Here is a 24,677-nt window from a genome sequence, read left to right as displayed (position 1 = left end):
CAGGGGGCGTATTAGTATCATTACTCAAGACCCAAATGTGTGACAGCACACATTACTTGCTATATTTGGGGTGAATCATTACGCAGTTAGCTAGCAGCTGACCCCGCACGAACGGATTTGTACACATCATGACCGCATTCATCACCTGGCTGAACGAGATCATTTGGTCTCCAGTGCTGGTATATCTGTGCCTGGCCGTAGGCGTCTACTTCACCATCAGAACCCGGCTCCTCCAGATTCGCCAGATTCCCTCTATGCTTCGAGCTACCTTCAAGGGCGAGTCTTCGCAAGATGGCGTTTCCTCCTTCCAAGCACTAGCCCTGTCGCTGGCAGGGCGTGTGGGTACAGGTAACATCGCAGGCGTGGCAACTGCTATCGCCTTTGGTGGCCCGGGTGCCGTCTTCTGGATGTGGGCGGTTGCCTTCCTGGGCTCTGCAACCTCCTTTATCGAGTCCACCCTAGGGCAGATCTACAAAGAACGCGATAAGGTCACCGGTGAATACCGCGGCGGCCCCGCCTACTACTTCGAAAAGGCCTACCGGCACAGCAAGTACGCGGGGCTTTTCAAGGTCTACGCCTCTCTCTTTGCTTGCGCTACCGTGCTAGCCTGCGGCTTCTTCCTGCCCGGAGTTCAGGCTAACGGTATCGCTACCTCCATGCAGGGCGCTTTCCCCCAGGTTCACCCCTGGATGACTGCAACCGGTATCACCATTCTTCTTGCCTTTATCGTGGTGGGTGGCGTCAAGCGTATCGCGGCCTTTGCCTCAGTGGTCGTTCCTATCATGGCCGTTATTTATATCATTCTCGCAGTCATTGTTTGCTTCATTAATATTGGCATGCTGGGGGACGTCGTTAACCTCATCTTTAGCTCAGCATTCGGCCTGCATGCAACCTTCGGTGCCATTGTGGGTACTGCTGTTGAATGGGGCGTCAAACGAGGCATCTACTCCAACGAAGCAGGCCAGGGCACCGGCCCCCACGCTGCAGCTGCCGCCGAGGTCAAGCACCCCGCATCCCAGGGCTTTGTTCAGGCTATGGCCGTCTACATTGACACCCTCTTCGTCTGCTCTGCTACTGCTTTCCTGATTCTTTCAACCGGCATGTACCGGGTCTACCAGGGGGGATCAGCAGATACCCCCGTGCTTGCAGAAGGATCGGGGACGCTAGATCCAGAGGCAACTGTGGGGCCAGCCTTTGCGCAATCCGCCTTTGATACTCTCTTACCTGGAGCCGGCACCATCTTTATCGCTGTATCGCTGGGGTTCTTTGCCTTCACCACCATCATTGCTTACTACTACATGGCTGAAACCAACCTGCGTTACCTGACCAGGAACCTCAAAAATGAAACAGTTTCTAATGGTCTCCTACGCTTGTTACAGCTCCTCATTCTGGTTGCCACAGTAGTAGGTTGCGTCAATAGTGCTGGTGAGGCCTGGGCCCTAGGCGATATCGGTGTAGGGCTCATGGCTTGGCTGAACGTCGTCGGTATTCTGGTCATTCAGAAGCCTGCGCTGCAGGCCCTGCGTGACTACGAACAGCAACGCAAGCAGGGCCAGGATCCCCTGTTTGATCCGCGGGCTCTTGACATTAGAAACGCCGACTTCTGGGAGAACTACTACGATGTGAAAACCGGTGCAATCCCGGTTCAGAAGAAGTAGGCTCCAAGCCGGCTACAACCGTAGAGGCTGTTTTCCTCCCCAGGCGGGAGGAAAACAGCCTCTTTAATTTTTAAAGAGAACCAGTAGGCGGGGCATATAGCGCCTAGGAGGCTTTTATCCTTGCCAAAGCAAAACACACAGCGGCGCTCAAGAAGGCAATAAGACCTAGAAGCAGTGCGGGCATACCAAGCGAAACCAGAAAATCCCCTAGGAGAAAATGTTGCAGGGCATCGTGGTCACCCGTAGCATCACGCGAGGGTTCCCTGGCTAGCATCCCGGGCAAAATATAGGTCAGGCTTATCCAGGCCGACATCCAAGAAGCAATCCCCACTTTAGCCAGATAGCGCCCTGCGCCCAGTGCTCCACCGGCTTGAGGCCTGTTGAGAAGCCGAGTACCGCTGACAAGATACCAGGCAAGGGCCACAAGACACAGCGCAAAGAAGACCCAGCCCAGGGCTACGAATATCAGATAGGCCGACAATCCGCTAGCTACCCCACCGGTGAGCGGTACCAGCAGGAAGGCATCCACAAGCCCCGCTACTATCAAGACAAGCCCCAGCCACAGAACGACAGCCGGCCCTTCTCGTGATGCGGGACCTGCGCTCACTTTGTACTGTGAATTATTCTGGGTCATACCGATAGGCTACAGTAGCTACCCGCAGTTTGGATATAGAGGAGGGCCTGCCCCACGATAGGTAGAGCAGGCCCTCCAGACTAACTGGCTAGAGCCAGCCTAGGTTGCGCGCTGGTTAGGATCCGCGCACCAGGTTACGCAGAACATACTGCAGAATACCGCCGTTGCGGTAGTAGTCGGCTTCACCTGGGGTATCAATGCGTACTACAGCGTCGAACTCGGTGACGGTGCCATCTTCGGCAGTAGCGGTGACCTTAAGGGTCTTGGGGGTAGTCCCCTCGTTCAGCTCGGTCAGGCCGGTGATATCGAAAGTTTCGGTACCGGTCAGGCCCAGTGAGGCGTGGGATTCACCCGCAGGGAACTGCAGGGGAACAACACCCATACCGATCAGGTTAGAACGGTGGATACGCTCGAAGGACTCAGCAATAACAGCCTTGACGCCCAGCAAGGTGGTGCCCTTAGCTGCCCAGTCGCGTGATGAACCGGTGCCGTATTCCTTACCGCCCAGTACAACCAGCGGGATACCCGCAGCCTGGTAGTTCTGTGCAGCATCGTAAACGGTGGTCTGCTCGCCGCCAGCGGTGAAGTCGCGGGTGAAACCGCCCTCAACACCGTCCAGTAGCTGATTCTTGATGCGGATGTTGGCAAAGGTACCGCGAATCATGACCTCATGGTTACCACGGCGTGAGCCGTAGGAGTTGAAGTCCTTACGCTCTACCCCGTTCTCAATCAGGTAACGGCCAGCAGGGGTATCTGCTTTGAAGGAACCTGCAGGTGAGATATGGTCGGTGGTCACAGAGTCGCCCAGCTTCAAAAGAACGCGAGCGCCCTTGATGTCCTCTACGGGGGTGATCTCCATGGTCATGCCCTCAAAGTATGGGGGCTTGCGCACGTAGGTTGACTTTTGGTCCCACTCGAAAGTGGAGCCGGTGGGAGTGTCCAGGGCCTGCCAGCGCTCGTCACCGTCAAAGATGGTGCCGTATTCCTTGGTGTACATGTCGGTATCGACAGAGGCGTCGATAATCTGCTGTACTTCGGCGGGGTCAGGCCAGATGTCCTTGAGGTAGACGGGGTTGCCATCTGCGTCGGTACCCAGGGCATCGTTCTCGAAGTCGAAGTCCATGCTACCGGCCAGGGCGTAGGCGATAACCAGTGGCGGTGAAGCCAGGTAGTTCATCTTGACGTCAGGTGAGATACGACCCTCAAAGTTGCGGTTACCGGAGAGTACCGCGGTGACGGACAGGTCATTTTCCTGAATGGCCTCGGAGATTTCTGGTTCCAGCGGACCGGAGTTACCGATACAGGTAGCGCAACCGTAGCCTACAACGAAGAAGCCCAGCTTCTCCAGGTCAGGCAGGAGGCCAGCCTTCTCGTAGTAGTCAGTGACAACCTTGGAGCCCGGTGCGATAGAGGTCTTGACCCAGGGCTTAGCTGTCAGGCCCTTGGCTGCTGCGTTACGAGCCAGTACACCGGCGGCCATCATGACCGAAGGGTTCGAGGTGTTGGTGCAGGAGGTAATCGACGCAATCGACACTGCACCGTTCTTGAGCTCGAACTCGCGGCCGTCGGCCATTGAAACGGCAACGGACTTAGCGTCTTCGCCAGAAGCCGCGTAGTTCTTAATATCGTTTGCGAACTGTTCCTTGGCATCGGTGAGCTGGATACGGTCCTGGGGGCGCTTGGGCCCGGCGATGGAGGGCACCACGGTGGACAGGTCCAGTTCCAGGTACTCGGAGTACTCGACCTCTGCTGAGGGATCGTGCCAGAGACCCTGTTCCTTGGTGTATGCCTCAACCAGTGCAACCTGCTCTTGGCTGCGGCCGGTCAGGCGCAGGTATTCCAGAGTCTGCTCGTCGATGGGGAACATGGCCGCAGTTGAACCAAACTCGGGGCTCATGTTACCGATGGTGGCGCGGTTAGCCAGAGGTACCTGGCCAACACCGTCACCGTAGAACTCAACGAACTTACCGACAACACCGTGCTGACGCAGCATCTCGGTGATGGTCAGAACAACGTCGGTTGCGGTAGCACCGGCGGGAATAGAGCCGGTGAGCTTGAAGCCAACGACGCGCGGAATCAGCATGGATACGGGCTGGCCCAGCATGGCTGCCTCAGCTTCAATACCGCCAACGCCCCAACCCAGAACGCCCAGGCCGTTGACCATGGTGGTGTGGGAGTCAGTACCGACAACGGTGTCGGGGTAGGCACGCAGGACGCCACCTACTTCGCGGGCCATAATGGTGCGTGCCAGGTACTCGATGTTGACCTGGTGCACGATACCCATGCCCGGGGGAACGACCTTAAAGTCATCAAAAGCGGTCTGGCCCCAGCGCAGGAACTTGTAGCGTTCGCCGTTGCGCTGGTACTCGATATCCATGTTGCGGGTAATGGCATCAGCGGTACCGAAGTTATCGATCTGAACGGAGTGGTCGATGACCAGTTCAGCAGGTGCCAGGGGGTTGATTTTGGAGGGATCTCCGCCCAGTTCCTTGACAGCCTCACGCATGGTAGCTAGGTCAACGACACAGGGTACGCCGGTGAAGTCCTGCATGATAACGCGGGCGGGGGTGAACTGGATTTCGGTGTCCGGTTCGGCGCTGGGATCCCAGTTTGCAAGAGCCTTGATGTGGCCCTCGGTGATGTTGGCGCCGTCTTCGGTGCGCAAAAGGTTTTCTAGGAGAACCTTAAGAGAGTAGGGCAGTTTTTGCGAGCCTTCTACTGCCTTTAGACGGAAAATTTCATAGTCGGTTCCGTTGACGTTCAAAACGCCCTTTGAACCGAAGCTGTCCACAGTGCTCATATGTGGGACTCCTCTCGACACTGTCTTATGATCGGCTCCCCGCTTCCGGTACCACCGCGTCCGTGCAGTGGGTGTGTGATGCTCAGTGTGAGCCGGAAGGCGTAAAGCCACTGCATCTTAGTGTACCCCGTATCACGTTGTTCACATATTTTGAAGACAAAGCGTTAGTAAATGTTTCGTGAGGGGCAAGCCAGTTGCAGATTATATGGGCCATTTACACCCCATGCTGACTGCCCAGCAGACAGGTCACCCCTAAACCTTGCATCTGGGTGAGAAAGAAACTACCCGTGGGGGTCTCTCCCCCAGTAAAATCAGACCTATGCCAGATCTCCACACCCCTTCAACCCGCATTAATACAATTGCCCGCTGGGCAACGATTATCTGCGGAAGCGCGCTAGCTCTGACTGGCGGAGCTGCCTTCGGCGGCTTACCTATACCCACAGAAGCTGCGGATGCTCTGCTGATTTTTTTAGCGCTCTGCATCTTGGCTGAAGCCATATCGTTCATCACATTTGCTGTGACAGAGGCAATCAGACCACAGGACCCTGTAGAGGTTCTAGAGCGTCGGCACAAGGTTAACCCGGTACCCGGCGCAAAACTTCCCTTGCTCTTTATTACTCTTACCCTGGCCCTAGCTGTTTTCTATACAGCCCACGTCTTTATGTGGAACCCGCTGGTGGCTCGGCCCGGCCTAGAACTGGATGAGATATACCGCCAGCTGAAAGAAGCAGGTGAGTTCTCCCAGCGGGTTGTGGTGTTCCAGGGCCTTGTATCGGCCATACCCCTGGCCGTTTTGGTCCCCCTGCACATGCGTCTGCGTAAGAATATTGCGTATTCGCCAGCTCGTGCTGTTGGTCTGTGCTCTGCCGCTGCCACGCTGAGCCTGACCAACCTGTTGTTTGGCTGGGGCTGGTACATGGCAATGGGCATAGCCGACACCTTCGGTATTGGCGGAGGTGACTACGCCCCCACCAGAATCTTTATGCCTCTGGCCCTGATGGTCCTTTTCCTATCCGCACTGTACTTTACATTCAAGCCCATACGGAGCCACCGGCCACAGCAGTGGGAAGAAGAAACAGCCCTATAAAAGCCCCTGACCACAACCTAGGCGGTAAGATAGAGGGCACCCTGCCCAGTCACTGATACCAAGAGGTTTGAATGGCACGCCGCACCGCAACAGTGCATGATGACTACCCCACCGACATCACCGAAAACATTGTCGACATAGATGTCACCAGCGAAATGGAAACCAGCTTCCTGGAGTACTCCTACTCAGTCATCTACTCCCGCGCGCTTCCGGATGCCCGCGACGGCCTCAAGCCCGTCCAGCGCCGGATCCTCTACATGATGCAACAGATGGGTCTGCGCCCCGACAAGGGCCACGTCAAGTCAGCCCGCGTCATTGGCGAAGTCATGGGTAAACTCCACCCCCACGGCGACAGCGCAATCTACGATGCCATGGTGCGCCTGGCCCAACCCTTCGCTATGCGCCTACCCGTAGTCGATGGCCACGGCAACTTCGGCTCCCTGGACGATGGCCCGGCGGCCTCCCGCTACACCGAAGTACGCATGGCCCCCGCCGCACTGGCCATGACCGCCAACCTCGATGAAGACGTCGTAGATTTTGTACCCAACTACGACAACCAGTTCATGCAGCCCTCCGTCCTACCGGCGGCCTACCCCAACCTGCTAGTTAATGGGTCCTCCGGTATTGCCGTGGGTATGGCCACCAACATGGCCCCGCACAACCTCCGCGAAGTCATTGCCGCAGCTCGGCACCTGCTCGAACACCCCGATGCCAGCCTCAAAGACATCATGAAGTTTGTTCCCGGGCCCGATCTGCCCAGCGGTGGCACGATCGTGGGAACCAGCGGTATCAAGGATGCCTATGAAAAAGGGCGGGGTATCTTCAAGACCCGCGCCAAGGTATCCATTGAACGGGTCACCGCCCGCAAACAGGGCATCGTCATTACCGAGCTCCCCTACCTGGTTGGCCCCGAAAAGGTCATCGAAAAAATCAAGGACGGGGTTAACTCTAAAAAGATTCAGGGCATCTCTGACGTTGTTGACCTGACTGACCGCAAAAACGGCCTGCGCATGGTCGTTGAAATCAAGAACGGCTTTAACCCCCAGGCTGTTCTAGCCGCACTCTACAAGCACACCCCGCTTGAAGACTCTTTTGGCATCAACAACGTTGCCCTGGTTGACGGCCAGCCGCAGACTCTGGGGCTCATGGACCTACTTCACGTCTATGTAAATCACCGCATCGATGTGGTCCGCCGCCGCACCGGCCACCGCCTGGGCAAACGCCAGGACCGCCTGCACCTGGTGGAGGGTCTGCTGGTTGCCATTTTGGATATCGACGAAGTCATTCAGATTATTCGCACTTCGGACGAAACCGCTCAGGCTCGTACCCGGTTGATGGATATTTTCGACCTGACAGAGATTCAGGCCAACCACATCCTGGAGCTGCGCCTGCGCCAGCTCACCAAGTACTCCCGTCTTGAGCTTGAAAAAGAGCGTGAAGAGCTACTGGCTGAGATTGCCCAGCTCCAGGAAATCTTGGCCTCCGATACCAAGCTCCGCGCTCTGGTCTCCGACGAACTCCAAGCTGTAGCCGATGAGTACGGTACCGACCGCCGCACCAAGATTGTGAGCAAGGACGAGCTGGCCGATGCTGTTGCGGCTCTTGCCGCCAGCGCTTCTAAGGCCAAGAAAGAGGCCGCGCTGTCCCTGGAAATTGCCGATGACCCCTGCTGGGTTATTCTCTCTACCTCCGGCCAGCTGGGCCGTACTCGAGGTGTCAAAGGCCAGCGCCAAGCGCTTGTTGACCCCGGCAAGCGCCTCAAACACGATGCTTTCCTATCGGTGGTCCCCACCAGCGCCCGGGGTGAAATCGGTGCGGTGACCTCTCGCGGTCGCCTGGTGCGTGTACCGGTCATTGATATCCCGGTTCTGGAAGAAAGTTCTGGCGCTCCCCAGCTTGCCAGCGGTGTTAAGGCCGCCGAGGCTATTTCTCTGGCACGGGGTGAAAAGCTCATCGGCATGGTTCCCCTCAACGCTGTTGTAGCTCTTGCCACCGAACGCGGTGTCATCAAACGGGTCAACCCCGATTACCCCCTTAACGCCACGGAGTTTGAAATTATCAAGCTCAAGCCCAAGGATACGGTTGTGGCAGCCGCTGTATGCGACTACAACGATGCTGTGCTGACTTTTGTTACCGAACAGGCCAAGCTTCTGACCTTTGATGCGGGCAAGGTCCGCCCCCAGGGCCGTACCGGTGGTGGTATGGCCGGTATGAAGGTTGCAGATGACGATAAGCTCATTGCCTTAGGTGTTACCGCCCCCACGGATACCGCGCACGTTGTCACTATTACCAATGGCAGGGACGAGGGCGCTACGGCCAAGGTTACGGAGCTCACCGAGTTCCCGCAGAAGGGCCGTGCTACAGCGGGTGTACGGGCCCACCGATTCCTCAAGGGTGAAGATGCTCTTGCCCTCGCCTGGGTAGGTCTTGGCCCTGCCAAGGCGGTCTCTACCGCCGGTGTTGCGCGCACCCTGCCCACAGAGTTTGGGCCCCGAGATGGCTCCGGTGTCCTACTGACCCAGGGGATTGATGCGATTGGCCCTAACTACCAGGCTGTCACGGAACAGAAGCTTCCGGCACAGCCTGCCGTCAGCCAATCGGTTGAGCAAGACCCAGTGGAGGTAGCTGAGGACCCCGGTAGGCCCACGGCTACCCCCCTTATCGACCCGCTCTTCTAGAAGAAGCAAAACTTAGCATCTGGCCGGGCCTATCTCATACCAGATAGGCCCAAAGGTATTGAGTGGCTCAGGAGCAGTTGCTAGAATCCGTGGGAGAGAAGCGGGCAGTAGCCTCCTAGACCCACTTCAGCTGGCAGGCCCAATGATTGTGCTCCTTAAACTTCAGTGACTCTAGCGCAAGCTCACCAGGGTGTCACAGGCCTCTATGTCCTCTGCCCTGTGCGAGACCAGCACCACAGCGGGGAGCTTGGTTTTGCCTTCGAGAGCTTGTCCGGGGTTGCGTTTTGTCCCCCTGGCTACCTCATTGATCAGGGCCACGGCAGCGGGGGCATCCAGGTGAGCGGTGGGCTCATCCATCAAGAGCAGAGGAGAGTCCACCAGCAGGGTACGGGCAATAGCGATACGCTGACGCTGTCCACCCGACATGTAGGAGCCACCGGCACCCACCGGGGTGTTCAAACCAGCAGGTAGCAAACGCACAAAGTCGCCTAACCCAACACGGTCCAGCACCTCGTACATTTCTTCTTCGGTGGGGCGTTCATCGGCTGCCCGCGCAATCGCCAGGTTATTAGCAATGGTCGATTCAAAGATATAAGCTGACTGCGGGCACCAGGCCGCATAGCCACGCAGTGACTGCGCATCAAAGATCTTGCCGTTGACACGAATCTGCCCCTGTTCCGCCGGCAGGAAGCCCAGGAGTGTAGCAAGGGCGGTAGTTTTACCTGAGCCAGACGGCCCCGTAATACCCAGCCACTGCCCCGAGGATACAGAAGCACTCAGCTGCTTGAATACCGGCTGATTCATATCGGGCCAACGGGCAGAAAGCGAGTCAAGTTCCAAAGTAATGGAGCTGTGTGCAGACCTGTTCTTTGCACCTACCCCTGGATCACCCAGGATGTCACGGATTTCACCGGACCTAGCGGCTTCAACCTCGTCCTTGTGGTGAACTACTTCAAAGTTAGCTCGAGTACGTTCCACAAGAGCCGCGAAGGCAGGCCATGAACGTACCGCTTCAAGGTGACCAGAGGTAGTCTCGAACAGCCCGGTCATCATCAAAACGACAAGAGCGGCAAGAGGAGCGGTGACCTCACCGCTTTCCACAGCAGACCATACCGAAGCCAGCACAGCGAGGGCAGCGCCCCACCAGGTGACAACCATCAGGCCCTGGCCCAAGCCAACAGCTCGTGAACTTCTCAGCTTGGAAGCTGTGCCGGCACCATCTTGGCGAGAGATTGCCAGGGCAACGGTCTGGTCTAGCCCGTTATTGTGCAGGTCGCTGGCAGCATCAAGTGCTGAAACACCCAAGCGGAGCATAGCTGAGGTTTCCCGGCGCGCGACAAAGTCTGCGCGGGCATCGGCCCTGAGAACGAAAGCAGGGATGACCAAGGTTGCACTAAGTGTAGCGAGGACAACGGGAACGACTGCCTGCGGGGTAGCCCAAGCGGTTACTCCCACGACAAGTACCATCACGATAAGGTGTGATGCCACGGGCAGGATAACGCGAGGCATGGCATCACGCAGCTCATCGATATCTCCCACCAAACGGTCCAGAATCTTGTCACCGCGGAGCAGGGAACGCACTGAAAGGACGGTTCGCCCGGCGGCATCCCAGGCACTGACCCGGAGCCTATTGGCTGCATCGAGGACCAGGTTATGGGTGCGCAGGCGCTCAGCGTAACGGCTCGAAGCTCGGCCCAAACCAAAGAAACGGACACCCGTCACGGCAAGAAGAAGATACATCATAGCTGGCTGTTCAGCGGCACGAACAATCAGCCAGCCCGACAGGGCGGTCAGGCTTACCGCAAAAACAAGGGTAAGAACCGAAAGAAGTACAGGTACTACCGCCCTTGGTAGGCTCAGGCCGGTAATTGAGCCCAATGTTCGCAGGGTTTTGAAGATACCGGGCTTGCGGCGCTTTAGCTGAGGTGAGGCAGACGCAACCGGCACAGTAGAGGGCTCTGAGTCAGCCAGCTGGCCGTTCTCAAGAGCGCTCGCAAGTGATGCCAGAGCAAATTTGCCGAGGCTATGAGCATTCTGCGCTCGGAGTTCCCAATCCACCCCGTGCGGCTTGGGGGTGGCTTCGAGGACATGATTCGTTGCGGCAGCAAGTTCCGTGTCGTGAGTGACAATAATCAGGGTTGCTCCGGTTTCCTGAAGCGCTGCAAGGGCGACGTTCACTTTGGCCGCTGATACTGGATCAAGGTGAGCTGTTGGCTCATCGATCAGGACTGTGACACCTTGCTCTTGTGTCTGGAGCATAGCTACCCGCGCAAGCGCACGCGCAATTGCCAGGCGGCGCATCTGGCCCGAAGAGAGGGACTCGGGCGGAAGTTCGGCCAGGTTACCCAGCCCGACAGCCTCGAGGTACTGCCCAAAGTATTCACGGTCCTCATCGGTAAATTTGATTGACTCATCAAGTAGCCCAGCTGCGTAGTTGATGCCATCGAGGGCACCCTCGCCACGGGTCACAGTTGCGTAGAGGGCTACTTCTGCCAAGGCTGTAGAAGCAATGAAAGTAGGTGATTGGCTAATCCATACGGTGTTACCCAGGCCAGAAACCAAGCCCTGCACCTTAACGGGGCCGGTTGCGCCTGTTGGGACCAGCCCATTGCCCAGGGCACCGCCCAAGACGGACAGTAGCGTGGTTTTACCACACCCTGAGGGGCCGGTAATCGCAGTCGTTGTTCCGTGGACCAGGCTGAAGTTAACACTCGTCAAGGTTTTGGCGCGCCCCGGGTAGGAAACCGATAGCTGACGAACCGAAATCACATCGCCAGCAGGGGCAACCGTGGCGGGTGCTATCGGCTGGTCGATAATGGCCTGTGCTCGGCGGAGGGAAGCAATTCCTTCTTCCGATTGGTGGTAGGCGGTGCCGACATCACGCAGGGGCTGGTAGCACTCGGGGGCTAAGAGTAGAGCGAAGAGAGCGACGTCCAGGCCCAGGTTGCCCTCAATCAGGCGCAGACCAATGAGTACAGCAACAAGAGCTACGGAAATAGTTGTAATAAGTTCCAGCGCAAGGGAGGAAAGGAAGGCACTGCGTAGGGTGTACATGGTTGCTCGCCGGTAGCGCTCCCCCAGTTCACCCAGCGCCTTTGACTGTGCCCGTGATCGGCCCAGGCCAACGAGCACGGGCAAGCCCTTGACCAGCTCAACAATGTGGTCGGAGAGGCGCAGCAAATCGCGCTGAGCGCGGGCGGTGTCCTCCTGAGTAGTGCGACCAATAAGCACCATGAAAAGCGGAATAAGGGGCAAAGTGCACACAATGACCAGGGCTGAAACCCAGTCGTAGATAGCAATGAAGATCAGCAGCAGAGCCGGTATGACCGCGCTAGAAACAAAAGCTGTCAGAGTCTTGGTGTAGTAGTCGTCCAAGGAGTTTAGTCCGCGTGACAGGAGCACTGCTGTTGCGCCGGTACCATCGGGGGTGTCCATACCGCCGGTTGCCAGGACACGTCGAATCATCTTACGGCGGATGACCGTTTTAGCGCCGGTGGCAGCTTTCTGAGCATAAAAGGTCAGTGACCAGTCGGCACCAGCTCGAATCAAGAGAGCCAGCAGACCCGTGAGTGAAAGGGAGAGCAAGCCGGGTTCCATGAAAGGGCTGGCCCAGAGAATACCCGTGAGTTGGGCCTGTCCATTACCTGCAAAAATGGCAAGCTGTTCCTGGTGCGCACTTGAGTAGGTTGCACCCTCGTGAAATACCGAGTAGGTCATGCGAGCCAGCAAGGTCAGTGCTGTACCCAAAACCGCCGCAAAAATAACCAGTGCGAGAGTCTTCACCGCAGTTAAGACCGCGAAGACAGTGAGATTTCGCCTGGCGTGGGGCCCCAGCGGGGGCCGTTTGCTTGAAACGGGAGTCTTCATAGGCTGTGGTGTCCTTGGTGCCGCGAACATTTGTTCATCATTCTAGTGCGTTCTTATGCCGCTACACGGCAAGCTTTTTAGACTACAGCTAGTGGGTATAGGCACACATCAAGACTGATTCCGCCCACAAGGGGGGGGTGTGCTGGGGGTAGTCTCCCAGCCCCCCTCTTGGTCAACACCCAACAGGTGGTAGCAAGGGTGTAGATATGAGTGGATGTTCGAGTTCTTTTTAGAGGCCCCTTGTGTGGGCACTAGTGCGGGTAGGCTGCTGGGCGAGTTCAGTAACATCGTGCGCAGCAGGAATGCTCTCAACCAGCAGACGCTTGCGGAATACCCAGTAGGTCCATCCCTGGTAGACCAGCAGGATAGGAATACCACAGGCCGCTACCACAGACATGATTCTCAGAGTGTACTCGGAGCTCGATGCCTTGGTAATGGTCAGGTCAAAAGCTGAATCCAGGGTTGAGGGTAGGACCTTGGGGTAAAGAGCTAGGAAAACCGCCAGAATAGCGAAACCGATAAAGCTGGCGTACCCGGCAAATGCCCGCCCCTCATAAGCACCAATAGCGCCCAGCCAGCCAGCCCCTAGCGCAATAAGGGCTAAGCCTGTGAGCAGGTAGGACACCATATTGCCTGTGGTTACCTGCATGTACAGGACCCAGAGGATAGCCGGGAGAGCTAGGACGGGCGTCAGCTTGACCAGCGCTGAGCCAGCACGGTAGCGAACAGCCCCATCGGTTTTGAGGGCTACAAATGCCAGGCCCATCAGTAGTGACAGCCCGACCATAGAGAATCCGCCCAGAAATACGGCTGGGGTGACCCAGGCAAAGGCGCCGCCTACACGGTCGCCGTTAGCGTCAAGGGGTAAGCCCATTGAGGTTGTGGCCAGCAGTGCCCCCACTAAGAAGGCGATCACGAAAGATCCCAGAGTAATAGCGGTATTCCAACCGGCAATCCAGCGCTCACTCTTCTTCTTGCCCCGGTACTCAATAGCCACAGCGCGGAAGATGAGTGCTAAAAGAGCAAGGGTCAGGGGAATATAGAGAGCCGAGAAGAGAGCAGCATACCAGAAGGGGAAGGCCGCGAAGGTGGCGGCACCTGCGGTCACGATCCATACCTCATTGCCGTCCCAGACCGGTCCGATAGTGTTCAGGAGCAGGCGGCGCTCTTTTTCGTCTTTGGCAAAGAAAGGGCTCATGAGCATACCTACACCCAGGTCAAAACCGTCCAGAATGATGTAGCCCACCCAGAAGAAACCAATGACGGCGAACCAGATGGTGGGTAGAAGAGGCTGGTTAGCAAAAAGCTCAAACATGGTGTGCAAGCCCCTTTCCTAATAGGCAAAAGCGAGGACGTCTCGGTCCTGGCTGAGGTCAGTTTCGTGAGGATCTTCTACCAGCTCTGGCATGGCTGCTACAAGGCCAGCCTTGACGTACTTAGCTAGCAGGTAGATTTCAACCACCATCAGCACACCATAGACCAGGCCCAGTGAGATCAGGGAGAAGAGCACTTCAAAGCCGGATACTCCCGGTGAGACGGCGGCGGCGGTGAACATCATGATGGCGGGGTTACCTTCGGGGTTGGGGGCAACGACGAAAGGCTGACGGCCCATTTCGGTGAAGATCCAGCCAGTAGCATTAGCACCAAAAGGGGCGAGGATACCGGCAATAGCCAGGTTTGATATCCAGCGGGCTCCGGGCACGGTACCTTCCCCTTTCTTGCGGGTGACCCATAGGACGTAGAGGAAGGAAAGGGCGCTGATACCACCGAAGGTAATCATGCCGCGGAAGCCGTAGTAGGTAACTTCCATGAGGGGTAGGTAGTTGATTTCGTTGCCTGCACGGTCACCGTAAAGTTCTGGGTTATCGGGCAGGTGAGTGCCGTAGGTTTGCTGGTACTGAGGGAGCAGGGTATTGATACCGGCGACATCGGTAGTGAAGTTGTTGTAGGCCAGGAAGGAGAGCAGGCCGGGAATTTCGATAACGGCTTGTACCTTATCGCAATCCTGGGCGCCGGGCGAGGAGAGGGAGAGCAGGGAGAAGCCTGTCCCGTCGTGGCAGGCAGCTTCTGCGGCGGCCATCTTCATGGGCTGTTGCTCAATCATGAGCTGGGCCTGGTGGTGGCCGGTAAAAGCTGTACCGATAAAGGCCGCGAAACCAACGATTGCACCGATGCGTAGTGACTTGAACCAGACGGAAAAGTCAGCTTTGTCGCGTGCGCCCTCGACGCTCTCGCCCACAAGAACCCTACCGTTTTCGCCCATGGTGTCGATGCCGTCCTGGCGGCGCTTCCAGAGCTTGTACCAGGCAATACCGACCAGAAAACCACCAGCTACCTGGAGAGAGCCGAAGATAGCGTGGGGGTAGGCAACCAGGGCAGTGTTGTTGGTGAGCACTGCCCATACGTCGGTCATGACGGGGCGGCCGTCAACCAGTTCGACGCCCACGGGGTGCTGCATCCAGGAGTTAGCCACAATGATGAAATAGGCCGAGAGCCAGGAGGCGGCTACTGCCAGGAAGAGGCAGGTGGCGTGTACTTTGGGCTTGAGTTTGTCCCAGCCAAAAATGAAGAGGCCCAAGAAGGTGGATTCGACGAAGAAGGCCAGCAGACCTTCCATGGCCAGAGGCGCACCGAATACGTCGCCTACGAAGCGTGAGTATTCGCTCCAGGCCATGCCGAATTGGAATTCTTGGACCAAGCCGGTGGCCACGCCCATAATGAAGTTAATCAGGTAGAGCTTGCCCCAGAACTTGGTCATTCGCTTGTATTCGTGTTTCTGGGTGCGTACGTAGGCGATGTAGAAGCCGGCGACAACCGCGCCCAGGCCCAGGGTCAGCGGCACCATCATGAAGTGGTAGACGGTGGTGATACCGAATTGCCACCGCGCTATTTCGAGGGGGTCCATGAACAATCCTAAAGGTGGTGTGGGTGGAGGGCTGAACTATCCCTGTTTGAAAGACAACCCAGCAGTCTGGGCAGGTAGGCCCTCTTTGAGTAACTTGCTTTAGAATAACTGACCTTGATGAGCGCTAACTTAGGGTGTATTTGACCCGAAATAACAGTGATTTGACGGGCATGAAAAGGTCATTTAAACGCTAAGGCTCCCGCTGGTATGAAATCCACCAGCGGGAGCCTAACCTTCTACTTATCCCTCTTCAAGGGTTTGAGGGTATGGAGCATAGTCACAGGCCTGAGCTTTCTTCTATCGAGGACCCAGCAGCCCCAAGGAGGCCACGGCCTGTTTCTCCTCAACCAGCTCAGCGACAGAAGCCGCTATGCGCTTTTGAGAGAAATCTGAGTGTTCTAGACCGTGAATAATCTCATACACCCCACCGGTGCAACGTACCGGGAATGAGCTAATAATCCCTTCGGCTACCCCATAGGAGCCGTCCGAGGGCACAGCCATAGAGGTCCAGCTCTCCCCCGTTCCCAGCACCCAGTCATGTACATGCATGAGGGCAGCATGGGCCGCAGAAGCTACAGAAGAGCCCCCTCGTACCGAGATAACCTCAGCCCCACGGTTGGCGACCTTGGGGATAAAGGTGTTCTCTACCCAGTCCTGGCCCAGTCCCTGCTGGGTCAGCAGGTCCACAGCAGACCGTCCGGCAACAGTCGCGTGGAAGAGGTCCGGGTACTGGCTAGCTGAGTGGTTACCCCAGATAGCAACTCCCTCAATCTGATCTACAGGGCTGCCAGTAGCCAAAGCCAGCTGAGCGACGGCGCGGTGGTGATCCAGACGGGTCAGAGCGGTAAATCGCTCCAGAGGCACATCGGGAGCGTGGCTGGCGGCAATGAGCGCATTGGTATTAGCAGGGTTGCCCACGACTGCGACCTTAATGTCATCGGCCGCACGATCGTTTATTGCCCGGCCCTGCACGGAGAAGATACCGCCGTTAGCCTCCAGCAGGTCAGCCCGTTCCATTCCCTTGGTGCGGGGGCGGGAACCAATCAGTAAAGCAAGGTTTGCGCCCTCAAAACCGGTATTGGGGTCATCGGTGACGTCAATTGATTCCACCAGGGGGAAGGCGCAATCGGCAAGTTCCATCGCGGTACCTTCTGCCGCTTTGAGACCGGCAGGTATTTCAAGTAGCCGCAGGCGGACGGGGGTGTCAGCGCCCAGCATCTCCCCCGCCGCAATACGGAAGAGGCTGGCGTAGCCGATCTGACCGGCTGCGCCGGTAACGGTGACAGTAACGGGGTGCTTCATTGTATGTGTCATGCATAACACTTTACCCTGCGCCGGGCATCAAGAGGCTTAGGCGTCGATTGCTGTATGGTCCAGCTTATGGGCGCCGCTGATAATAAAGTCCTTACGGGGCGCAACCTCTGAACCCATCAGCAGGGTAAAAGCCCGTTCGGCGGCTTCAGCATCTTCCACCCGCACGCGCCGTAGCATACGCTGGCGGGGGTCCATGGTGGTTTCTGCTAGCTGGTCAGCGTCCATCTCGCCCAGCCCCTTATAGCGCTGGATAGGTTCCTTATAGCTCTTACCCTCAGATTCTAGCCGGGCAAGGAGCTCGTGCAGTTCCTTCTCGCTGTATGTGTAAATCATCTCGTTGGCGGTCCCGCGCTTAATCACCTCTACCCGGTGCAGGGGCGGCACAGCCGCATAGACATGCCCTTGTTCCACCAGAGGCCGCATATAGCGGTAGAAGAGTGTCAAGAGCAAGGTTCGGATGTGGGCACCGTCCACGTCCGCATCGGTCATCATAATGATTTTGTTATAGCGTTTCTGCTCCAGGTCAAAGGTACGCCCCGACCCTGCACCAATTACCTGAATGATGGCCGCGCACTCGGTGTTGGCCAGCATATCTGTCAGGGAAGCCTTCTGGACATTCAGGATCTTGCCTCGAATAGGGAGCAGGGCCTGGTAGTTGGAGGAACGGGCCAGGCGGGCCGTCCCCAAAGCCGAGTCGCCCTCAACGATAAAGAGCTCGGACTTTTCAACGTCGGTGGAGCGGCAGTCCACCAGCTTGGTGGGCATAGATGAAGTTTCCAGGGCATTTTTGCGGCGCTGGGTTTCCTTATGAACTCGCGCGGAGATACGCGATTTCATTTCGGCAACGACTTTCTCGCTGACGGCGGCGGCCTGAGTTTTTTCGCCGCGAGCGGTTGAGTTGAGTTTGCTAGCCAGTTCCTTGGCAACAACCTTAGAAACAATCTGGCGCACAGCGGGGGTGCCCAGAATCTCCTTGGTCTGGCCCTCAAACTGGGGCTCCGCCAGGCGCACAGTCAGCACGGCGGTCAGGCCTGCAAGAACGTCGTCCTTCTCGATCTTGTCGTTACCAGCCTTAAACTTGCGGGCATTATCGGCAATGTGCTTGCGGAAAGTTTTCAGTAGCCCCTGTTCGAAGCCGGTCTGGTGTGTACCGCCCTTGGGGGTAGCAATAATATTGACGAAGGTCCTGAGTTTGGTCTCGTAGCCGGTGCCCCAGCGCAGAGCAAGATCGACCTCGCATTCCCGTTCAACCTCAGTGAGCTGAGAGTGCCCCTCTGCATCGAGGACGGGGACCGTTTCGGTAAAAGTCTCGCTACCGCTAAAGCGCCAGATATCGGTAACCGCCTGGTCCTGGGCCAGGTAGTCCACAAACTCCGCGATACCACCGTCATGTTGAAATACTTCTTCGTGGGTTTCGTGCTCACCGGGGGTACCGGGCAGGCGGCGTTCATCGCGCACGGCAATACGCAGGCCTGGAATCAGGAAAGCAGTCTGGCGGGCCCGGGCGGCCAGTTCGCTGTAGCTAAAACGGGCGTCCGGAGTAAAAATCATGGGGTCAGCCCAGTAACGCACACGGGTACCGGTCACACCGCGTTTGGCCTTACCGATAATCTCAAGAGCCTGATCAGAGGGCTTGAAAGGAGCCTGCGGTTTGGGGGTCCGTCCGTCCTCGAAGATACCGGGTACCCCGTGTCTAAAGCTCATTTGGTAGGTTTTACCGCCACGGTCCACCTGCACATCTAGACGGGAGGACAGCGCGTTGACCACCGATGCACCAACACCGTGCAAGCCCCCCGATGCAGTATAGGAACCACCACCGAACTTACCGCCAGCGTGGAGCTTGGTATAGACCACCTCAAGGCCAGATAGGCCCGTGCGGGGTTCTATATCGGTGGGTACACCACGCCCATCGTCCTGCACTTCAACGGAACCGTCCTTGTAGAGAACAACCTGAATTGACTGGCCATACCCGGCTAGTGCCTCGTCTACAGAGTTATCGATAATCTCCCAGAGACAGTGCATCAGGCCACGGGAATCGGTAGAGCCAATATACATGCCGGGGCGCTTACGAACAGCTTCAAGGCCTTCGAGCACAGATAGGTTGCGCGCGGTATAGGTGTTAGCGGCCACGGAACTCTCCTGGGATTACGGGTGGGGCGTGCCTATTTAGTTTAGTACACGCCCAGGTAGGGGCGGGCTGGCTTCGGGGCGGGTGTCGTTTAAGTGCTGTGGGCGAAAGGACAAGCTTTAAGGCACCGAAAGTGGTTGTATGGGAAGTAAACCAACTTATATTGAAAAGGAGCTATCGATGGCTACTACTCTTGAAGCCCGTGAACTCACCACTGCCGACCGTTGCGATGCTTGCGGTGCCCAGGCTTATCTGCGAGTAGTACTGGCATCGGGCAACGACCTTCTCTTCTGCGGCCATCATGCCCGTCAGAAAGAAGATGCTCTGCGCGAGGTAGCTAGAGAGTGGGACGACCAGACCGAGCGCCTCAGGTAAGGCTCCACAAGCAGAATCAGATAAGTGCCCATGAAGCTGCTTATTTTGCTGGCCTGAAAGTGGATCAATCCCTTGAGAACCAGTATCGCACCCCAGCCAAGTACCTATGGCGGGTATGTATCTTCTTATCTTCAAAAGGTGAGATACATACCCGCCATAAGTTTACTTGCGAGTAAAGACAGCAAGAGCTTCCACATGGTGGGTGTTGGGGTACATATCGAACCCTTGCACAGAGGCCAGCTGCCACCCAGCCTGGCCTAGGTAGCCGGTGTCTCGCCCCAAAGCAGCAGGATCACAGGCCACATAAACAATGGTGGCGGGGTTGAGCTCGTTCACCTGCTCCATGACCTTTTTACCTGCGCCCTCGCGGGAGGGGTCGCAGATGACAAGATCGGGTGTGGGAAAACGTCCGGCCAGCGCCTGAGGGCCGAGCTTGCCCAAGACGGCTGAGACGTCACCGCGTTCAAGTCGCACACTGGTACGTTCTGATCGGTGGGTTCGGGAGGGACCTTGGGCAGCAAAGTTGGTGCGGGCGTTACGGTGAGTGGTAGCTGACCCTTCTACTGAAAGAACCGTGCCCTTATCCCCTACCGCATCAGCCGCCAGGGCGGTGAAGAGGCCAGCACCTGCGTAGAGGTCGTAGACTGTCATGCCCTTTTTCAGCTTGGTAGCTTCAAGTACCGCATTCCCCAGTACCTCGGGGGCAGAACGGTGAATCTGCCAGAAGCCGGTGGCATCAACCAGCCAGTAGAAATCTTGGGCATAGACAGTTGCCGTTTCAAGCAGCTCGGTGTTCCCAGCACCCAGAACTACCTCCTGGGGCTTGGTGCCGCGTTTGCGTCCACCCTGCTTTTCGGGGCGGAAGATGAGAGTAATTTGGCGGTCTTCCAGCGAGCCCCACAGCTTACGACACTGGTCTTCGATTGCAGGGGCGACGTCGGTAGGTCTTGTCTGAGCAGATACCCAGAAAACCAGGGTCACCATGTTGCTGGCGGAAACTGCTGCATCGAGCCGAGCAAGGCCCTCCAGGGTGAGCTTGTGAAGCTCAAGCTCTTGCAGACGCATATCGGCCAGGGGGAAACTCTCAAGGGGGACAGGTTCGGAGGACGAGTGCCTAAACATGGCGATTTTCCCGCTCTCCCGTTCAACGGTGTAGTGAACGCGGGTCCGCCAACCGAGGTCTGCTGGGCCCTCACCCTCAAGGGGTAACTCCTGCACCTGAAGCTGGGTGATGAGTGGATGCTCAGCCGAAAGACCGCCCAATCGTACCAGCTGTTCAGCCAGTACCTGGCGCTTGTAGTCTCGCTGGGTAGCGGGTAGCAGGTGCCCGTATTCCATTCCTCCCAGAGGGTTCTCCTGGGCGAGCGCATCGGCTGGTTCCCAGGGGTGGGGGCGGCGGTGGGGTGAGGGCTGGTCAACAGCGATAACATCAGCGAAGAAGTACCGCCCCTTGGGACCGCGCCCGGTAACCCGCGCCAGCGCGGTCTCGCCTATAACCGCGTGGCGCACAAAGACAACACGCTCACCAACTCTAGCCACCATGGCACCGCCGTGTGCCGGCCGCTCGGGTGTTACCTGCACGAGGCTACCTATGTCGAAGCTGGCGGTGTCTGTGGTGGGATTTTGCGTGTTCATATGTTCTCGTATCAGGAATAGGGCTCATGGCAGGTGGCCAGTAAGCCAGAAAAGGGGAAGGCAGGCTCAGTCATTTATTGTTCGAGTTGCCATGGGACTGACGCTACCACTACTCCGGGCTCATGGCGTAGCCGCCCCCTGAGTTTGTGAGCTGTTCGGCGGTGCAGGAACCTTTGCCAGCGGTGTGCCACCACATATTCAGGCAGGTAAATCACCACAACATCGCGGGGTGATTTTTGCCTCCGATGATGGATGTAGTCGAGCACACTTGCTACGGGATCGCGGTAGGGCGAATCAAGAACGGTCAGGTTCACCGGTAGTTGCAGAGCGTTCCAGGTATCGATGTTTTCGCGGGTTCGGGCCTCATCAACATTGACGAGCAGGGCTTCAACAGACGACGGGCGCGAGGCCCGTGCATAGGCCAGAGCCCGCAAAACGGGCTTGCGTACCCGCTCAACATACACCAGGGCGTGGACGCGGGATGGTAGGGCGCAGTCACGCGCTAGTTCTTGGAGGTTACCGTCCAGGTCTAGCTGCTGGTCGATACGCGTGTAGTGTTTGTTGATTTTGCTCATAGTCCAAGTCAAGAAAAGTATGAGAAGGGTGGTAACCCAGGCTCCGTGCGTGAATTTAGTCAGGATAATGACGGTAAGAACGATGACAGATGCGCTAGCGCCAATTGCTGTGATAGCTATATCCCGCCAGATATGCTGTCGTTTTTTACGGTCCAGGGTGATACGTTGGGCTTTCCACCTGTTCCGTAGCACAGCGTACTGGGTCAGTGTCATGGCAGTAAAGACACCTACGATGTACATCTGTACAAGCGTGTGGACATCGGGCCCGACCACCGCTACCAGGAACATAGCGCTAAGGCCTAGGGCAAGCACACCGTTGGCGTAAAGCGAGCTGGAACTGCGAGCTGAAAGTTGCACCGGTAGGTACTGTTTGGCTGCGATAGTTGTTGCCAGCATGGGGAAGCCGGTAAAGGCTGTCATAGCGGCCACAATCAATACCCCTACCGTTGCAATACCCATCAGGACGCTTGCCAGCTGGTGGGCAAAAATTGCTTGGGTAATCTGGAGCAGAACAGGGACCTGGTGGAAATCGTCCCCTGCTGGTTGACCGTCAATTATCAGGAGGTTGGGGTCAATCGCAAAAACTACACCTGTTTTTTGGGCTAGATAGAGCACCCCCAGCAGAGAGACCGCTGAAAGCCCACCGACAATCATCAAGCTGGTTGCGGCATTGCGCTGGCGTGGCGGTGCAAAAGCGTTCACCGCGTTGCTGATGGTGTTAACACCGGTAAGAGCCACAGAGCCGGAGGCAAAAGCCCGGAGCAGCAGTAGCCCCATACCGGTTTGGGTCGTAAGAGTGTTCATTGCGTCCTTATCGCTAACTAGCCGGTAGGAGGCTGAGGAAGCTAGGCCTAAGTCACCTGAGCTATCGGCAATTATGCCGCAAGCAATAAGGCCGGTCAGAAGAATCAAGAAGAAATAGGAGGGGAGGTGCGAGATTCCCAGCATAAATTTAAGCCCGCGCAAGCACAGAAGGGTTACTAGCGCAATGAGTGAGCAGGCAATGAGCCTTTGGTGCCCCAGAATTGCGGGGGTGATGGACTCGAGGTATTGGGCTGCCGATGAGAGAGATACCGCGACCGTGAGGATAAAGTCCACCATGAGGGCCGCGCCCAGAAGCATTGCCGCACCAGTTCCCAAATTCTGGTGAACCAGGGCAAAGTCGCCTTTCTCCCCTACCCTATTGATGTTGTACCGGTAGGTTCCCACCACGATCAGGAGGATCAGAGCAATTCCCAGTCCCACAAAGGGTGAGTAGACGAGGGCACCGTGACCGGCAATGAGCAGAGTGAGCAAGATTTCATCGGGTGCGTAAGCAACAGACGACAGCCCATCTGCACCAAAGAGCGGCAGGGCACGGCGCTTAGGCAGATTGCCTTTTTTTGCGTGTCTACTGGTGACGGGCGCACCAAGCACTAGGTGGCTGAACACACTCCGAATATTCTTCACAGGTAGTAACCGTAGTCGTTTGGCGCCTCAAAGAACAGCCGTACACACCACATTTTCTGTGCACACAGTAGCTCGATTGCCCGCGAACAGCCCTTAGCCCATGGGTTCGGTGCTCTGAGGGGCGTAGACTAGGGTGAGGCTTCGGCATGTGGCGGAGCCAGTTTGTGTTCCCTATACGATGTGATGAGGTGCGGTGTGCCCCATTTTGTAATTATGGGCGCGGGGCGTGTTGGAGTCATGCTAGCCCATACTTTGGAAGACGCCGGTCACTCGGTGGCTGTTATCGACCAAGACGACCGCTCTTTCCGCCGCCTGCGCAAAGATTTTGCGGGCAAGAAAGTTACCGGTGTCGGCTTTGATCGAGAAACCCTCAAGCGAGCTGGAATTGAACATGCCTACGCTTTTGCGGCTGTGTCCTCTGGAGATAACTCCAATATCATTGCCTCGCGTGTGGCTCGTGAGACCTTCGGCGTTCGGCACGTTGTTGCCCGCATCTATGACCCCAACCGTGCAGAGTTTTATCAGCGTCTAGGTGTTCCCACGGTGGCAGCTGTTCGGTGGTCCACTGATCAGGTGCTCCGCCGTATCTTGCCGGAGCAGGCTATGGCTGGTGACTTCCGTGAAGCCTCAGGCCGCCTCATGCTGGGTGAGCTCCAGCTCCACGAGGCCTGGGCTGGTCATGCCATTACCGAGATTGAACAAGCAGCTGGCGTGCGAATGGCCTACATTACCCGCTTTGGGGAGGGTATGCTTCCCACCCCAGAAAGCTCCTACCAGCAGGGTGACACTCTGCACGCTATGATGCGCACCGAAGACATCAACGATATCGTGAGGATCTTAAGCGAGCCCCCTGCCCAAGACAGCGAAGGTGATCTGCAGTGGAAGTAATAGTTATTGGTGCAGGTTCCGTAGGTTCATCGAGCGCCCGAGAACTTCTTTCGCACGGGCACTCGGTTACTGTTATCGATATTAAGCCCGAGGCCATTAGCCGGAGCGATATTCAGCACGCCCACTGGGTTATCGGTGATGCCTGTGAGCTATCGGTTTTGCGTCAGGCCAAGCCAGAGAACGCCGACGTAGTGGTCGCGGCTTCTGGCGACGATAAAACTAACCTGGTAGTTTCCCTACTTGTTCGCAGTGAATTCGGGGTTCCCCGTACCGTAGCCCGCGTCAATAACCCCAAGAATGAGTGGCTTTTTGACGATTCCTGGGGTGTGGATGTTGCGGTATCCACCCCGCGTCTGATGACCGCCCTAGTAGAAGAGGCCGTAGAGGTTGGTGACGTGATTCGCCTGCTGACCCTCAAATCAGGCAGTGCCACCCTGGTCGAATACACCGTACCTGCCAATCATCCCATTATCGGGCACACCGTTAACAACGTGCAGTGGCCCTACGAAGCCACCCTGACCGCTATTCTCCGCGATGGTTCCCCCATAGCGCCCAGCGGCGATGATGTCCTAGAAGCAGGTGATGAGCTCTTCTTTGTGACCACCCCTGCCGGTGAGGACGACATCCGCGCCCTCTTCAGCTAGAGGCAGTTTCTCTTACCAGTAAGGTCCCCGTTCTCTGTCA

Annotated in this window: 15 protein-coding genes; 6 read left to right on the top strand and 9 right to left on the bottom strand. The window is 57.0% G+C overall.

Going from position 1 to position 24,677, the window contains the following annotated elements; translation table 11 throughout:
- The first annotated feature begins 128 nt into the window (after nt 1-128).
- Nucleotides 129-1,658 (top strand): alanine/glycine:cation symporter family protein, encoded by a 1,530-nt coding sequence (locus tag ACN08Y_RS03850; RefSeq protein WP_419111890.1) that lies wholly within the window; start codon nt 129-131, stop codon nt 1,656-1,658.
- Nucleotides 1,659-1,761: 103 nt separating this feature from the next.
- Here the strand turns inward: ACN08Y_RS03850 and ACN08Y_RS03845 are convergent, their stop codons facing one another.
- Together ACN08Y_RS03845 and acnA are read right to left on the bottom strand one after the other, a co-directional pair.
- The gene (locus tag ACN08Y_RS03845; protein WP_419111889.1) at nt 1,762-2,292 is read right to left on the bottom strand and encodes a hypothetical protein; all 531 of its coding nucleotides are present in this window, start codon (nt 2,290-2,292) and stop codon (nt 1,762-1,764) included.
- Between the two features lie 115 nt (nt 2,293-2,407).
- Entirely contained in the window at nt 2,408-5,092 is a 2,685-nt protein-coding gene (gene acnA, locus ACN08Y_RS03840) for an aconitate hydratase AcnA (RefSeq protein ID WP_419100494.1), read from the bottom strand.
- A gap of 319 nt (nt 5,093-5,411) precedes the next feature.
- Between acnA and ACN08Y_RS03835 the strand changes: the two genes are divergently transcribed.
- Both ACN08Y_RS03835 and ACN08Y_RS03830 read left to right on the top strand, forming a co-directional pair.
- The gene (locus tag ACN08Y_RS03835) at nt 5,412-6,179 is read left to right on the top strand and encodes a hypothetical protein (RefSeq protein ID WP_419104309.1); all 768 of its coding nucleotides are present in this window, start codon (nt 5,412-5,414) and stop codon (nt 6,177-6,179) included.
- A gap of 71 nt (nt 6,180-6,250) precedes the next feature.
- Nucleotides 6,251-8,857, top strand: coding sequence for a DNA gyrase/topoisomerase IV subunit A (locus ACN08Y_RS03830; protein WP_419111888.1), 2,607 nt, complete (start codon nt 6,251-6,253; stop codon nt 8,855-8,857).
- Between the two features lie 171 nt (nt 8,858-9,028).
- Here the strand turns inward: ACN08Y_RS03830 and cydC are convergent, their stop codons facing one another.
- The 5 genes from cydC to ACN08Y_RS03805 form a co-directional block, all read right to left on the bottom strand.
- Nucleotides 9,029-12,724 (bottom strand): thiol reductant ABC exporter subunit CydC, encoded by a 3,696-nt coding sequence (gene cydC / locus ACN08Y_RS03825; RefSeq protein ID WP_419111887.1) that lies wholly within the window; start codon nt 12,722-12,724, stop codon nt 9,029-9,031.
- A gap of 229 nt (nt 12,725-12,953) precedes the next feature.
- Nucleotides 12,954-14,039: a cytochrome d ubiquinol oxidase subunit II gene (gene cydB, locus ACN08Y_RS03820; RefSeq protein ID WP_419111886.1), complete on the bottom strand. Its 1,086-nt coding sequence runs from the start codon at nt 14,037-14,039 to the stop codon at nt 12,954-12,956.
- A gap of 18 nt (nt 14,040-14,057) precedes the next feature.
- Nucleotides 14,058-15,629 carry a cytochrome ubiquinol oxidase subunit I gene (locus ACN08Y_RS03815; RefSeq protein WP_419111885.1) on the bottom strand — a complete coding sequence of 524 codons (1,572 nt, stop codon included), beginning with the start codon at nt 15,627-15,629 and terminating at the stop codon, nt 14,058-14,060.
- Nucleotides 15,630-15,926: 297 nt separating this feature from the next.
- Nucleotides 15,927-16,943 (bottom strand): malate dehydrogenase, encoded by a 1,017-nt coding sequence (locus ACN08Y_RS03810; RefSeq protein ID WP_419104304.1) that lies wholly within the window; start codon nt 16,941-16,943, stop codon nt 15,927-15,929.
- Between the two features lie 36 nt (nt 16,944-16,979).
- On the bottom strand, nt 16,980-19,073 hold the full coding sequence (locus ACN08Y_RS03805) for a DNA gyrase/topoisomerase IV subunit B (RefSeq protein WP_419111884.1): 2,094 nt from the start codon (nt 19,071-19,073) through the stop codon (nt 16,980-16,982).
- Nucleotides 19,074-19,251: 178 nt separating this feature from the next.
- On the opposite strand from ACN08Y_RS03805, the gene ACN08Y_RS03800 reads away from it, so the two are divergent.
- On the top strand, nt 19,252-19,446 hold the full coding sequence (locus ACN08Y_RS03800) for a DUF7455 domain-containing protein (protein WP_419100502.1): 195 nt from the start codon (nt 19,252-19,254) through the stop codon (nt 19,444-19,446).
- A 162-nt stretch (nt 19,447-19,608) separates the two neighbouring features.
- Here ACN08Y_RS03800 and ACN08Y_RS03795 read toward each other — a convergent pair whose 3' ends face one another.
- Both ACN08Y_RS03795 and ACN08Y_RS03790 read right to left on the bottom strand, forming a co-directional pair.
- Nucleotides 19,609-21,081, bottom strand: a complete 1,473-nt coding sequence (locus tag ACN08Y_RS03795) for a class I SAM-dependent RNA methyltransferase (RefSeq protein WP_419111883.1) — start codon at nt 21,079-21,081, stop codon at nt 19,609-19,611.
- A gap of 74 nt (nt 21,082-21,155) precedes the next feature.
- Nucleotides 21,156-23,087, bottom strand: a complete 1,932-nt coding sequence (locus ACN08Y_RS03790) for an APC family permease (protein WP_419104300.1) — start codon at nt 23,085-23,087, stop codon at nt 21,156-21,158.
- Between the two features lie 213 nt (nt 23,088-23,300).
- Here ACN08Y_RS03790 and ACN08Y_RS03785 point away from each other — a divergent pair, with 213 nt between their 5' ends.
- A complete protein-coding gene (locus ACN08Y_RS03785; RefSeq protein WP_419100505.1) occupies nt 23,301-23,993 on the top strand; it encodes a potassium channel family protein in 693 nt (230 codons plus the stop codon).
- The gene (locus ACN08Y_RS03780) at nt 23,984-24,637 is read left to right on the top strand and encodes a potassium channel family protein (protein ID WP_419100506.1); all 654 of its coding nucleotides are present in this window, start codon (nt 23,984-23,986) and stop codon (nt 24,635-24,637) included. Before ACN08Y_RS03785 ends, ACN08Y_RS03780 begins: the two co-directional genes overlap by 10 nt.
- The last annotated feature ends 40 nt before the right edge of the window (nt 24,638-24,677 follow it).

Origin of the sequence: Rothia sp. P5764, assembly GCF_048512965.1 — a bacterium.
Classification (GTDB): Bacteria; Actinomycetota; Actinomycetes; order Actinomycetales; family Micrococcaceae; genus Rothia.
The sequence above is the reverse complement of the archived record's forward strand: the minus strand, read 5'-3'. Positions and strand labels throughout refer to the sequence as shown.

What these genes read in the sequence shown, in the direction of transcription:
- ACN08Y_RS03800 (WP_419100502.1), top strand. Translation starts at nt 19,252, where the DNA reads ATGGCTACTACTCTTGAAGCCCGTGAACTCACCACTGCCGACCGTTGC.
- ACN08Y_RS03795 (WP_419111883.1), bottom strand. Translation starts at nt 21,081, where the DNA reads ATGAACACGCAAAATCCCACCACAGACACCGCCAGCTTCGACATAGGT.
- cydB (WP_419111886.1), bottom strand. Translation starts at nt 14,039, where the DNA reads ATGTTTGAGCTTTTTGCTAACCAGCCTCTTCTACCCACCATCTGGTTC.
- ACN08Y_RS03815 (WP_419111885.1), bottom strand. Translation starts at nt 15,629, where the DNA reads ATGGACCCCCTCGAAATAGCGCGGTGGCAATTCGGTATCACCACCGTC.
- ACN08Y_RS03850 (WP_419111890.1), top strand. Translation starts at nt 129, where the DNA reads ATGACCGCATTCATCACCTGGCTGAACGAGATCATTTGGTCTCCAGTG.
- cydC (WP_419111887.1), bottom strand. Translation starts at nt 12,724, where the DNA reads ATGAAGACTCCCGTTTCAAGCAAACGGCCCCCGCTGGGGCCCCACGCC.
- ACN08Y_RS03830 (WP_419111888.1), top strand. Translation starts at nt 6,251, where the DNA reads ATGGCACGCCGCACCGCAACAGTGCATGATGACTACCCCACCGACATC.
- ACN08Y_RS03835 (WP_419104309.1), top strand. Translation starts at nt 5,412, where the DNA reads ATGCCAGATCTCCACACCCCTTCAACCCGCATTAATACAATTGCCCGC.
- ACN08Y_RS03810 (WP_419104304.1), bottom strand. Translation starts at nt 16,943, where the DNA reads ATGACACATACAATGAAGCACCCCGTTACTGTCACCGTTACCGGCGCA.
- ACN08Y_RS03845 (WP_419111889.1), bottom strand. Translation starts at nt 2,292, where the DNA reads ATGACCCAGAATAATTCACAGTACAAAGTGAGCGCAGGTCCCGCATCA.
- acnA (WP_419100494.1), bottom strand. Translation starts at nt 5,092, where the DNA reads ATGAGCACTGTGGACAGCTTCGGTTCAAAGGGCGTTTTGAACGTCAAC.